We start from the raw sequence: 12,383 nt of genomic DNA on the forward strand, positions 1-12,383 counted from the left end.
CGTCTCCCATTCTCCGCGCCCCAGCCATCATGTGCAGGCGTGGAAAGCAAGTGGGGCGACGGCAAGTGACGCCGTGATGAAGGCGACACGGAACCGCGCCATGGAATTGGGGACATCGGATGCCGCCGGCCTCTATATGCTGATAGATAGCGACCGGAGAGCAGAGGAGCGACACATGGTCGAGCGCAAGATCACCGGAACACCTTCTGAGGACGTCATCCTGCACATCGATCGCGATGTCGCGCTGGTGCTGTTCGAGTTCCTGTCGCGCACGGTCGATGATGGCGACGGCGAGGCCCTGCTCGACTTCATCGAGGACGAGTCCGAGGTGCCGGCCTTGTGGGCGCTGCTCGCCGGCCTGGAGAGTGTGCTGGGCGAGCCGTCGGAGCATTATGAGCGCCGTGTCGAGAAGGCCCGCGAGGCGGTGACCAAGCGCTTCGGCGACGCCTTCTCCGACAAGGACGGCGAGTGATGCCGCGCGCGCCCGACCAGCGTCTGTGGACCGCCGTCGACCGCTACATCACCGATCACCTGGTGCCGCCGAACGCGGCGCTCGACGGCGCGCTGGAGGCCAGCGACGCGGCGGGGCTGCGCGCCATCAATGTCGCGCCGAACCAGGGCAAGCTCTTGATGATCCTGGCGATGGTGCGCGGCGCGAAGCGCATATTGGAGATCGGCACGCTGGGCGGCTATTCCACCATCTGGCTGGCCAAGGCGCTGCCTGCGGACGGGCGGCTCGTCACGCTCGAATTCGAGCCGAAGCACGCCGAGGTGGCGCGCGCCAATATCGCGCGGGCTGGGCTGTCCGACATTGTCGAGGTGCGGCTGGGGCCGGCGCGCGAGACGCTGGCGAGGATGGCGGAGGCGGGGGAGGCGCCGTTCGACGTCGTCTTCATCGACGCCGACAAGGCGAACAACCCGCATTATCTCGGCTGGGCGTTGCAGCTGACGCGGCCCGGCAGCCTGATCATCGCCGACAATGTGGTGCGTGACGGTGCCATCATCGATCCGGCCGACAATGACCCGAACCTCGAGGGCGTGCGCGGCATGTTCGACATGCTGGCCGACGAGCCGCGGTTGACGGCTACCGCGATCCAGACGGTGGGCTCGAAGGGCTATGACGGCTTCGCGATCGCGCTGGTGAACGGTTGACCATGTCGCCACTTAACCTCTCTCCGTCGGGGAGAGGGGGCAAGTCAGGTCAATTCGCCAGCGTCGGAGCGCCTGCGGGGAGGGTGGCGGGCTTCGTCGCCGAAGCGGCGGGCAGCGTGCCGGCGGTGCCGACCCCGGCTTTCAGCTTGGTGTCGGGCGCCACCTCCGCGGAACGGTTCGCAGTGCCGATATTGGCCGCGATGGCGCGGGCGAGGTCGCGGCCGAGGCAGTCATAGCTCCAGTCGTTCATGTGGAAATTGTCCTTCCACAAGAACCGCTCGAACGGCATGCCGTCGCGTTCGTGCCAGTCCTGCATCAGAGCGAAGCGGTGGAAGATCGCGACCTTCTCCTCCGCCGCGATCTGGTTGAGCAGGCTCACCATCGGCTTGGTGTCGGCGTCCGCCACCACGCGCGGCGCATATTGCGGGTCGATCATCAGGAAGTCGGCGCCGAGCGCGCGGGTGCGCTTGATCGCCTCGCGCACGATGGCGCCGGCGGTAGCCAGCCCGTCGTCGCGGAACAGCGCGTTGACGCCGCTCTGCCAGATCACCAGCGTCGGCTTCAGCGCGGCGACGTCGGTATCGAAGCGGGCGATCATCTCCGGCCCGTCCTGGCCATTGATGCCGCGGTTGATCACCTTGATGTCGTGGCCGGGGAAGGCCTGCCGCAACGCGAATTGCAGGCGTGCGGGATAGGAGAAGTCCGCCGCGCTGGCGCCGGTCCCGGCGGTCGATGACGAGCCGATGGCGACGATCACCACGGGGTCGGAGGAGCTCAGCTTGAGGGCTAGGCGCGGCAGCGGTGCGTCAAGCCTGGTCAGCGCCGCGCGCGCCGGGCAGGCGGCGGGCATGAGTTGGGCGGCGGGCGCGGCGGCCGTGCTCAACAGCAGGGCGAAGCCGGCAGCGGCAAATTTGGCAGCGTTCATCTTCAGCGGGATCCGACGGTCTTGGTATCGACGCCGTCGCCGATCATCTGGATCAGCAGGCGGCCGATGCAGCGGTGGACATTCTCATAGAGCGAAGGCTCGGGGCGGATGGCGTCGAGATCGAAGATACGATCCTCGTCCCAGAAGCGCATCACGGCGTAGCGATCGAAGAACGGTACGCCGGCCGAACGGGCGGCCCAGCGCAAGGTCGAATTGTAGGGCGCGACCTCGAAGGCGAAATCGGTGCGCGGACTGAATTGCGGGCCGACCATGATGACGTCGGCGCCGGCGGCGTGCGCCTCGTTGATGCCGAGGGTGACCGCGTCGGAGAAGTCACCCGCGTCGGCCCCGTAAATGGCGTCATAGATGCCGGTCTGCCAGATCAGCAGCGCCGGCTTCACCTCCTGGAGCAGCTTGGGCAGCGCTTCGGCCACCGCGACAGCGGTGTGGCGCGGCTCGTTGCGCGTCACCAGCTTGATGCCGCCTTCGGGATAGCGGGCCTTCAAGGTCTCCTCGATGAAGCTCGGGAAGCTGCGCGGCACGACTTCGGTACCGGCTTCGCCGGCCCGCTTCTTCGATGCCGAGGCGCTGCTGTTCAGCACCAGTATCGTCGTCGGAGTCTTTTCCTTCAGCGACTTTGCCAGCAGCGGCAGGCTGAAGCCGGCGCGCGTCAGTTCGGAGGGGGCGGCGCAGGGAACGGCCTCGGCCGCGGAGGCGAGATCGGGCGCCGCCGCGAGGAGCGCCGCCACCAGGCTCAAGCCGATTATCCGAACCACCCGCGAAGCGCACCGCATCAAAGGTTCTTCCGCGCGGCCAACCCGCGCTCCACGCGAGAATACCACGACAATAGGGCCGATAGGGCAACCATCAGGGTTATGCCGGCGAGGCTCAGCGCAAGCTGCATGAAAACCGTGCCGACGATCTCGTTGAGCACGAAATGTGCGGCGAAAGAAAGGAAGACGCCGAAACAGAAGATCTCCAGCGAGTGCTGGCCGCACAGGATCATCGGTCGCAAAATCGGCGAGCGAAGGATGGCGAGGTTCTCGGGCACCAGCCGCACCACCACGACCGCCAGCGCCAGGAAATGCATCAGGCGCACGGGTGCGAGGTCGGTCTTGCTGATCGGATAGATGAGGCGGCCGACCGCTTCGGGAACCAGCCCGTCCAGCGGGTGCCACCACCAGCTCACCACCACTGCCAGCGAGACCAGCAGATAGAGCGCGGCAATGCCGACCACGAGGCGCGAATGCACCAGCCGGGTGAGCCGGTCCGAGCCGCCAATGCCGCACCAGCCGCCGAACACGAACAGGAACTGCCAGGCGTACGGGTTGAAGAACCACATCTTGTCGTCGGGATAGGCGGGCAGGTTCCAGCCGAACAGCCCCGCGCCGACATAGACCGCGAAGGAAGCCGCGAGCGTCACGTCCGGCCAGCGGCGCAGCGCCCACAGCACCGGAGGGAAACCGGCGAGCAGCACGATATAGAGCGGCAGCACGTCCATGTTCGCCGGCCGGAACTTCAAGAGCAGCGCCTGGACCAAAGCGACGTCGGGCTCGGAGAGGAATTGCAGGGCGCCCATCTCCTCCGCATAGAGCGGATTGGAGAAGCGGCCGATGACATAGGAAATCTCGGCGAGATAGACGACGAACAGGAAGATGAAGGCGACATAGAGCTGCCAGGAGCGTCGCCATATGCGCGCCGAGGTGACGAGGACGCCGCTCGTCTCCATCTGCCGGCCATAGACCATGGCGGCGGTGTAGCCGGAGATGAAGACGAAGATCTCGGTGGCGTCCGAGAAGCCGAAATTGCGGGTGGTGATCCAGTTCACCACATTGTTCGGTATGTGGTTCAGGAAGATGAACCACAGCGCGAGACCGCGAAACAGGTCGAGCCGCAGATCCCGCCCGGTGCTGGCGGCCGGGACCGCGGCTTCGAGGCCGGACGTATCGGATGCGATATATTCCCTCGGGGCAGGAGCTGGTACTGCAAATCTTTCGGCCGCGGCCTCGCGCGCCGCCGGCCGTGCCAGTTCCGTTCCAAGCATTACATCCTTGGGCGTCCGGGCGTCCAAACCTACCTCACTTCTTCAGGCGCCATCCGAGCATAAATACCGCGACGCCGTTGAAGATCAGGTCGATGCCGAGAAACAGGCCAAGAATCCAGAGTGAATTCACTGGCCAGCGGATCACGATTTCGATGCCGAGCAGCAGGCTGATGAAGCTGGAGAAGGCCAGCCACCCCCAGCCGGCGTGCGGGCGGGCATGCCAGGCGGCGATGCCGCGGAACACGCCGGAGACGATCAGCGCGATGCCGAGCAGCAAGGTCAGCCAGGCGGCGGCAAGCAGCGGGTTCATGAAGGCGATGATGCCGGCGGCAAGATAGAGCAGGCCGGACAGCAGCCAGAACAGGAACGCGCCCCAGCCCTTCACCTGGAAGGCATGGAAGATCTCGCCGATGCCGGCCACAGCCATCATGGCGCCGACATAAAGCACCGAGACCACGGTGCCGAGCACCAGATTGCCCATGGCGATCAGGCCGGCGACGATCATCAATGCGCCGAGCGCGACGAACCAGCCCCATTTGGCACGCATCTCGGAGATATGGCCGACAATGGTGCCGGCGGGTGTGGGCGTGAGAGAATCCGACGGAAGAGACATGACCAAACCCCCTTGCCGGCGCCGACGGTGCAAGAACGATTCTGGCGTGCCGGGCGTTCCGGTCGACTCGGCGTGCGTACACGCGGCGCGATATTACAACGCAGCGCCGCAACGCTATAGGTGCGATGCGTCCGGCCAATGTGCGGAGAATCCCATATGAACGAGACCGCCGACCTGTTCGCCGCCGATGCTTTTGCCGACAATGCGCCCACGATCCCGGCGCGGCGCCTCAAGGCGCAGGCGGCACGGCTGCTGATCGCCGATGGCGGCGGCTTCGTCACCCGCGAAGTGGAGCGGCTTGCGGTCGAGCTCGACGGCCTGGCGAGCGACCGGCATCACGGCCACGCCCGCCCGGCCTGTTCCCGCGTGCCGTGGTATCCGCGCGGCGCGCCGATCCGCAATTCGCGGCAGCTCTCGCTGGTGGCGCCTGACGAACTCGCCGAGATTGCGCGTCGGCTCGGGCTTGCCGATGTGCAGCCGGAATGGATCGGCGCCAATCTGGTGATCGAGGGAGTGACGCGCCTCACCCGGTTGCCGCCCGGCACGCGGCTGCATTTCCCGAGCGGCGCCGCCCTCGCCATCGAGGGCGAGAACGGGCCATGCCGGCATGCCGGGGTATCGATCGGCGCCCACTATCCGGAGCAGGAGGGGCTGGACCTGCGGTTCCCGCAAGTGGCGCGGGGCCTGCGCGGTCTCGTTGCCTGGGTGGAACGCGCGGGCGACCTCACCACCGGCGAGATCGAGGTGCGAGTGCCGGCGCAGCATTTGTGGCGGGGATAGGGGGAGGGCGTGAAACTATAAATGTCTGTTGTCGACAACCCATACCGAACATCGTCCGTCGGTGCTTTAACACATCAATGACGCGCGAAACGACATTGCGGGAACGCTTCGCGTTCAGCCAGCCTGACCTGATCGTTGACCTGTATCTCTATCCCGCAGAGGCGGGCGGAAGGGCTTGGCCTATTAATCTCGGCTGGGGTTGTCCTTGCAGCAAGGACAAGAGCTTAAAAGAGGGATGGGATGACTATCCGCTGCTGGAGAGCGAAATGAAGCCAGGCGAGCAGCGACGCGTCGGCTTCGTATTCCTGTCGGGTCAGAACGCAGTCGAGGCACTCGCACAAGATGGACATTTTTACCTGCGGGAGGCGTGCCTGATCGGCGAGGGAACCATAGTCCGCTAACCTCAGTTGCGGACGGCGGACCTCCCGTGGCAGCTTAGGCCTGTGAGGCAGCCCCTTCCGATATATGTGTTCCGCGCTGTTCAATTCGCCAAGAGCGAGACGGCGGTCACCGCAGCGCCTATTGGTCTCGTCGCATCAGTATTTGGCGGCGAGGGACGAGGCGAGCAGGAACTTGAAGCAGTCTTTGGCGGCTCTGCTTACTATCGCGATGAGGCAACCGGACAGGATTTTCTCGCCGTGTGGGGAGTTCGGAACTGTTCACGCTTTCGGCGACGACTACGTGAGAGCGGAGCAGTCTTGCACACCGTCCACGGCGAACCTCCAGGCCGCCTCATCTCTCATAACAGCGGCCAGCGAGGGCGCCGCCCGAGGGGCCGTTAGCCACCCGTTGTGGGCCTCATGCTGTCGGCCTTCGGTTGGGGCTGTGAGGGTCGCACCCGAAACTACCCACCGGTAGGCAGGAATGTCCGCGCGATCTCGTACATGCCCGGTTCAAATTTTGCGATGGTGAGCGCCTCTTCGAGGAATGGCAGAGGTCCCGGATCCTGGCGCATGGCCTGGTAGTCTTCAGCGCTGCGCCATTGCGCATACATCGCCACTTTTGTACCGTCGACGCTGCGATGGAGCGTCGACGAGATAAAGCCCGGCGCGTGGCTGACGAAGTCATCCGTGGCACGAGCAAGCAGATCGACAAGCCGCTGCTGGTTAACCGGATCGACCGTGAAGACATTTATCAAGGTGACGATGCTGCTTTTGTCCGACGTTTGGCTCATGGGGAATGCCCGGTTTCGGTCTGAACGCCAAGTCTATGACCTAATCCGCTACAGGCCGCCGGGCGATCAGGGCGTTCGAGAACAGCACTTCGGTGAACCTGCCGGTTGGGCTCCAGGCCGGGGCCTTGGCGCGCAACTCCGCAACCATCTCGTCGGCCTGCGCGCCGAGCCGCGCCCGCGACGTGCTCGATTGCGACAGCGCGCGCTGGACCAGCCCGTCGACGCCGAGCTCGCGGCTGGTGACGACGCTTGCCCGCTCGAGGCGGCTGAAGGGCGAGTGGAGCAACACGGACATGTGCGGCGCGAAGGCCTCGGAGCGCCGCCGTTGCCGGTCCTCGTCATCGGCGGAAAAGCGCTCGATCAGCTCGGAATAGTGCTGGAGCCAGGCATTCTCCGGCAGCTTCGGCCGCTCGTCGCCGAACAGCACCACCGCGCCGTCGGGCTCCAGCAGGCCGTCGAAGCGCCGCAAGGTCTCCGCGCGGTCCATCCAGTGGAAGGCGCGCCCGATCACCGCGGCACGGAAGCGGCCGAGATGCGCGCCGATATCCTGGGAACCGGCTTGTACGACCTCGACATTCGGCACCTGTGAGGCCGCCTCGCGAGCCAGCTCCAGCATGGCCGGCTCCGGGTCGAGCGCCAGCACCTCGCCGACATAGGGCGCGAAGCCGACGGCCAGCTGCGCCGGACCGCAGCCGAGATCCATGACGCGGTCATCGGGCTCCAGCTGCAGCAATTCGACGACCCGGGCGATCAGCGCCGGCGGGTAGGGCGCGCGGCCGGCCAGATAGTGCGCGGCGGCGGACTGGAAGCGGCGGGCGGCGAAATCGGGGGCGGCCGACATGGCGGTGTCCTCGGGCGCGGGTGGTGCGCTGCGCAGACTAGCTCCTCGCTGGGGCCGTGCCACTACCTGCCGATGGTCCTCACCTTGCGGGACCGGCCGGAAAAGTCGCGTGTCGTTGGGAGAGACACGCTCAGTTGGAGCATCCTTCGAGGCTCGCTGCGCTCGCACCTCAGGATGACGTCGCTTTCATAACCACGTCATCCCTAGCGGTTGGCCAAGGGCCAACCGCGGAGGTGCCCGGCAAAGCCGGGCCTCGAAGGATGTTCAGACAGAACGACCGCTCCAAACGAAAATCCCCGGCGTAGGGCCGGGGATGATCGTCACATTCGATGGCGCTCAGTGTCGCGTCAGCGCACCGAAACCGCGGGCGCGCTGGCCGGGACGATGGAGGCGTCCGGCACGGCGTTCGAGGCGGTCTTCGGCGGATCCCCCGGCAGCACCACGACCTTGGTGCCGACCTTCACCTTGTCGAACAGCGCCTCGACATCCTCGTTCAGCATGCGGATACAGCCCGAGGACATGAACTGGCCGATGGTCGAGGGCTGGTTGGTGCCATGGATGCGGTAGACCGTGCCGCCGAGATAGAGCGCGCGCGCGCCCATCGGGTTGCCCGGGCCGCCGGCCATGAAGCGCGGCAGATAGGGCTGGCGCTCGATCATCTCCGCCGGCGGGCGCCAATCCGGCCACTCCGCCTTGCGGCTGATCTTCTGCGCGCCCGACCAGGTGAAGCCCTCGCGGCCGACGCCGATGCCGAAGCGCTCGGCCTTGCCGCTGCCCAGCACGTAATAGAGGTAGGTGTTCGGCGTATCGATAATGATGGTGCCAGGGGCTTCCTTGGTCGAATAGTCGACCACCTGATGCTTCAGGTTCGCCGGCAGTTCCTTGGTCGGCCCGGTCTCGGGCTGGTCCTCGGGGGGGAGCATGGCGACGCTGGAACCATTGGCGCCCTGCGCCTGGCTGCTGCCGCCAACGGCGCCGGGCGGCACCGCGCCGGTCACGGCCGGCTGTTGCTGCTGCGGATAGGCGGCCTGCTGCTGCTGGTAGTTGCCCTGCGGCTGGTTGCCATAAGGCGAGGCCATGCCGGCCGGCGGCTGACCGGAATAGGCGCCCGCGGGATAGCCGGCCTGCTGACCAGCTTGCTGAGGCGCCTGACCGTAGCCCGCCGGCTGCTGCGAGGAATAACCGCCCGCCGGAGCGGAATATCCGCCCGCGGGATAGCCGGCCTGCTGCTGTGGTGCTGCGCCGGCCGGGCCATAGGGATTGTTAGGCGCCGGGATGGCAGCGACCGGCGGCTCGGCCTGGACCGGCTGCTGGGCATAGTCCGGCTGGGTACCGTAGCCGGGCTGCGCGCCATAACCCTGCTGCGCGCCATAACCCTGCTGGGGCGCCCGCTGCTGCTGGGCATAGGGATCGCGCACGCCGGGAGGCGGAGCGCCATAGCCGTTGTTGCCCGGGGCGTTATACGGGTCGTAGCCGGCAGGCGCCTCGGCGGTGCCGGGTGGCGCATAGGTCTGATTGGTGGCGTCTGGTGGGTAATATTGCGCGCTGGCGGTGCCGATGGATGCCAGGACGGCAAGGGCGGCGACGGGAGCGATACCAAGGCGAACGGCCATCATCATGCCTGTGTTGATTTGCCGGAACAGATTTCAGGCAGGAAATGACGCAGGAACAAGGCGGGTTCAAGACCGACCAGCGCCGCGGATGTGTCACGGACTCGTCAGACATGCGTAAGGCACAGAGCCGATGCATCGCTGCAACACTGTCGTCAGGTGGGGCCGGAATCTCCGTTGCGCCGTGCCATGTGCCAGCCGACCACGGCGTCCGGGATGGCGTCGGTCGAGGCGAAATAGGGCTTGATGTCGAGGAGCGGCGTGCCGTCGAGGCAGTCGAGCCCGCGAACGATAAGGTTTCCGCCCTCGATTGCGACGAGTTGGGCGGCGCTCATGGCGATCGGATTGGGCCGGGCCGGGCTGCGCAAGGCGAAGGTGCCGCGGCCCTTGCCATAGGTATTCGGCACCTGGACCAGCAGGTCGCGTGGCGCGCGGTCCATGAAATAGAGCAACCAGACATGGCTCGTGCCGTCCAGTCCCTCCAGCGCCGGGCGGAAGGCGGGCGCAATCTCGACAGTGCAGAGCGCATCTGATTCGCGCGCATTCTTCGGGCAGTCGGCGCGGCGCGTCCAGGGAGTGCGGATGCGGCCTATATAATAGAGGCCGGCATCGAACGTGGCGGGCAGTTCGCCCGCGACCTCGCCGGGGCGGATGCCGAATTCCGGATAGGGCAGGGTCGCGTCGCTGTCATTGCTGTCGGTCACGTGTCGCTCTCGCTGATTCCATCTCGACCACGACGCGCGCGCCCTCTTGCGTCGTGTCGAAATCAGACATAAAGATATCTTTATATCTGCTTTGAAGGGTTGTCTGCCGTGTCGGCTCCGCCGCTCAGTTTCGCGCTCCTGCTCGACGGCCTCAAGGCGGCCGGCGAGGATACGCGGCTGCGCCTGCTGGCGCTGATGGGCGAGGGCGAACTGACGGTGTCGGAGCTTACCGATATTCTCGGCCAGTCGCAGCCCAGAATCTCCCGTCATCTCAAATTGTTGGCGGAAGCCGGACTGGTCGAGCGGTTCCGCGAGGCAAGCTGGGTGTTCTATCGGCGTGCCACCGACACGCCGGGTGCGGCGGTGACCGACGCGCTGCTGGAGTTGATGGCGCCGGACGATGACGTGCTGCTGCGCGACCGCGAGCGGCTCGACGCGGTGCGCGCCGCGCGGGCGGAAAGCGCGCAGGCCTATTTCCGCACCCACGCCCATGAATGGGACGTCATACGCCGCCTGCACGCTCCAGACGAGCAGGTGGAAGCGGCGATCCGCGAGGCGCTGCACGGCGTGCACATCGGTAGCCTGCTCGATCTCGGCACCGGCACGGGCCGGATACTGGAACTGTTCGCGCCGCAGATCGAACGCGGCGTCGGCATTGACCTCTCCGCCGACATGCTCGCAGTCGCCCGCGCCAATCTGGAGCGGGCAGGGGCGAAGAACTGCACGGTACGCCAGGGCGATATCTACAGCCTTGCCTTGCCGCGCGACGCCTTCGACGTGGTGGTGGTCCACCAGGTGCTGCATTTCCTCGAGGATGCGCCACGGGCGCTGAAGGAAGCGGCGCGGGTGCTGCGTCCCGGCGGGCGGCTGCTGGTGATCGACTTCGCCCCGCACGATCTCGAATTCCTGCGCGAGGCGCATGCCCATCGCCGGCTCGGCTTTGCGCCCGAGATCATGGAGAGCTGGCTGACGCAGGCCGGCCTCGATCCGGTCGCGCACCGCCTGCTGGCGCCGCTGGCGGACGGCAAGCTCACCGTGTCCCTCTGGCTCGCGCGCGATCCGCGGATCGCGCTGGCGACGGGCCAAAACAACAAGCAAGACAAGAAGGAGGTCGCCTGATGTCGTCCGATGTCGAGCGCCGCAGCCGGCGCACCGGTGGGCGGCCCATTTCCGTCTCCTTCGAGTTCTTCCCGCCGAAGAGCGAGGAGATGGAGGCGACGCTGTGGAGCTCGATCACCCGGCTGGCGCCGCTGGCGCCGAAATTCGTCTCGGTCACCTATGGCGCCGGCGGTTCGACCCGCGAGCGCACCCACGCCACGGTGGAGCGCATCATCAAGGAGACCCGGCTCGCGCCGGCCGCGCACCTCACCTGCGTCGCCGCCGCGAAGGGCGAAGTGGACGAGGTCGTCCGCGGCTATTGGGATGCCGGCGTGCGCCATATCGTGGCGCTGCGCGGCGATCCGCCGGGCGGTGTCGGCCATGCCTATGAACCGCACCCGGAAGGCTACGCGACCTCGGCTGACCTCGTCGCCGGGTTGCGCCGCATCGCCAATTTCGAGGTGTCGGTCTCGGCCTATCCGGAGAAGCATCCGGAGAGCCCGTCCTTCGATGCCGACCTCGACATACTGGAAGCCAAGGTCGATGCCGGCGCCAGCCGCGCCATCACCCAGTGCTTCTTCGATAATGACCTGTATTTCCGCTATCTCGACAAGGTGCGCGCCCGCGGCATCGACGTGCCGGTGGTGCCGGGCATCTTGCCGGTGAGCAATTTCAAGCAGGCGAAGAACTTCGCCGAGAAGACCGGCACCTATATGCCGGGCTGGCTCGCCGGGCGGTTCGAGGGGCTGGACAGCGATCCGGAGACCCGCAAGCTGATCGCGGCGGCGGTGGCGGCCGAGCAGGTGTTCGATCTCGTCGACCGCGGCGTGACGGAATTCCATTTCTACACGCTGAACCGCGCCGATCTCGTCTATGCCATCTGCCACCTGCTGGGCCTGCGCCCGCCGCAGGCGGCGGCAGGCGAAGGGCAGGCGGCGGCTTAGCCCCTCACCCCAGCCCTCTCCCCGACGGGGAGAGGGAGCAGACGATGGAACGGCTGGCGTACTTAACCTCTCCCCGAGGGGGAGAGGTCGGCCCGCAGGGCCGGGTGAGGGGGATGGACGGTAGGATTTCGAGAGCGCGGCGACTGCGGAAGAACCAGACTGATGTTGAACGGAAACTCTGGTCCCACTTGCGTGATCGTCGCCTGGATGGCTGGAAGTTCCGCCGACAGGGGCCGATCGAGAGCTACATTGTCGACTTCCTGTGCCCCGACGCGAAACTGGTCGTCGAACTCGACGGCGGCCAACATGCCGCCGAGAACGATGCCGACCGGACGCAGATGATCGAAGCGCATGGCTATCTGGTCATCCGCTTCTGGAATAACGAGGTTACGACGAACATAGAGGGCGTTCTGCTGCGCGTTCTTGAAGCCCTGCGCGGCGAGGCCCCTTACCCCAACCCTCTCCCCGACGGGGAGAGGGAGTAGAAAGTGGCCCGCG

At 66.3% G+C, this 12,383-nt stretch carries 15 protein-coding genes; 7 read left to right on the forward strand and 8 right to left on the reverse strand.

The genetic code is table 11. The features are described from left to right. Positions 1-175 precede the first annotated feature (175 nt). The gene (locus G3545_RS00095; RefSeq protein WP_170008884.1) at positions 176-472 is read left to right on the forward strand and encodes a hypothetical protein; all 297 of its coding nucleotides are present in this window, start codon (positions 176-178) and stop codon (positions 470-472) included. Beyond that, entirely contained in the window at positions 472-1,152 is a 681-nt protein-coding gene (locus tag G3545_RS00100) for an O-methyltransferase (protein ID WP_170008885.1), read from the forward strand. Before G3545_RS00095 ends, G3545_RS00100 begins: the two co-directional genes overlap by 1 nt. 49 nt (positions 1,153-1,201) lie before the next feature. Here G3545_RS00100 and G3545_RS00105 read toward each other — a convergent pair whose 3' ends face one another. The 4 genes from G3545_RS00105 to G3545_RS00120 are packed head-to-tail and all read right to left on the reverse strand — an operon-like array spanning position 1,202 to position 4,668. Beyond that, complete coding sequence (locus G3545_RS00105) at positions 1,202-2,077, reverse strand: SGNH/GDSL hydrolase family protein (RefSeq protein ID WP_170008886.1); 876 nt, start codon at positions 2,075-2,077, stop codon at positions 1,202-1,204. 2 nt (positions 2,078-2,079) lie between these two features. Continuing rightward, entirely contained in the window at positions 2,080-2,826 is a 747-nt protein-coding gene (locus G3545_RS00110; RefSeq protein ID WP_246702957.1) for an SGNH/GDSL hydrolase family protein, read from the reverse strand. 44 nt (positions 2,827-2,870) lie between these two features. Further along, positions 2,871-4,121 (reverse strand): OpgC domain-containing protein, encoded by a 1,251-nt coding sequence (locus tag G3545_RS00115; RefSeq protein WP_170008887.1) that lies wholly within the window; start codon positions 4,119-4,121, stop codon positions 2,871-2,873. Between the two features lie 34 nt (positions 4,122-4,155). Continuing rightward, entirely contained in the window at positions 4,156-4,668 is a 513-nt protein-coding gene (locus G3545_RS00120; RefSeq protein WP_246702958.1) for an HdeD family acid-resistance protein, read from the reverse strand. A 222-nt stretch (positions 4,669-4,890) separates the two neighbouring features. Between G3545_RS00120 and G3545_RS00125 the strand changes: the two genes are divergently transcribed. Then, a complete protein-coding gene (locus tag G3545_RS00125) occupies positions 4,891-5,514 on the forward strand; it encodes an MOSC domain-containing protein (protein ID WP_170008890.1) in 624 nt (207 codons plus the stop codon). Positions 5,515-5,591: 77 nt separating this feature from the next. Continuing rightward, on the forward strand, positions 5,592-5,915 hold the full coding sequence (locus tag G3545_RS00130; RefSeq protein ID WP_170008891.1) for a hypothetical protein: 324 nt from the start codon (positions 5,592-5,594) through the stop codon (positions 5,913-5,915). A gap of 443 nt (positions 5,916-6,358) precedes the next feature. Here the strand turns inward: G3545_RS00130 and G3545_RS00135 are convergent, their stop codons facing one another. The 4 genes from G3545_RS00135 to tsaA all read right to left on the reverse strand — a co-directional run bounded on the left by G3545_RS00135 (position 6,359) and on the right by tsaA (position 9,843). Further along, positions 6,359-6,688, reverse strand: coding sequence for an antibiotic biosynthesis monooxygenase family protein (locus tag G3545_RS00135; RefSeq protein ID WP_246702626.1), 330 nt, complete (start codon positions 6,686-6,688; stop codon positions 6,359-6,361). Between the two features lie 40 nt (positions 6,689-6,728). Continuing rightward, positions 6,729-7,529 (reverse strand): methyltransferase domain-containing protein, encoded by an 801-nt coding sequence (locus tag G3545_RS00140; RefSeq protein WP_170008892.1) that lies wholly within the window; start codon positions 7,527-7,529, stop codon positions 6,729-6,731. A gap of 347 nt (positions 7,530-7,876) precedes the next feature. Next, entirely contained in the window at positions 7,877-9,142 is a 1,266-nt protein-coding gene (locus G3545_RS00145) for a L,D-transpeptidase (protein ID WP_170008894.1), read from the reverse strand. A 152-nt stretch (positions 9,143-9,294) separates the two neighbouring features. Beyond that, on the reverse strand, positions 9,295-9,843 hold the full coding sequence (gene tsaA / locus G3545_RS00150; protein WP_246702627.1) for a tRNA (N6-threonylcarbamoyladenosine(37)-N6)-methyltransferase TrmO: 549 nt from the start codon (positions 9,841-9,843) through the stop codon (positions 9,295-9,297). Positions 9,844-9,951: 108 nt separating this feature from the next. On the opposite strand from tsaA, the gene G3545_RS00155 reads away from it, so the two are divergent. The 3 genes from G3545_RS00155 (at position 9,952) to G3545_RS00165 (ending at position 12,370) form a co-directional block, all read left to right on the forward strand. Beyond that, positions 9,952-10,962 (forward strand): metalloregulator ArsR/SmtB family transcription factor, encoded by a 1,011-nt coding sequence (locus G3545_RS00155; RefSeq protein ID WP_170008895.1) that lies wholly within the window; start codon positions 9,952-9,954, stop codon positions 10,960-10,962. Further along, the gene (gene metF / locus G3545_RS00160; protein WP_170008897.1) at positions 10,962-11,885 is read left to right on the forward strand and encodes a methylenetetrahydrofolate reductase [NAD(P)H]; all 924 of its coding nucleotides are present in this window, start codon (positions 10,962-10,964) and stop codon (positions 11,883-11,885) included. Before G3545_RS00155 ends, metF begins: the two co-directional genes overlap by 1 nt. 113 nt (positions 11,886-11,998) lie before the next feature. Next, entirely contained in the window at positions 11,999-12,370 is a 372-nt protein-coding gene (locus G3545_RS00165; protein ID WP_170017828.1) for an endonuclease domain-containing protein, read from the forward strand. Positions 12,371-12,383 lie beyond the last annotated feature (13 nt).

This window comes from Starkeya sp. ORNL1 (assembly GCF_012971745.1).
GTDB lineage: Bacteria > Pseudomonadota > Alphaproteobacteria > Rhizobiales > Xanthobacteraceae > Ancylobacter.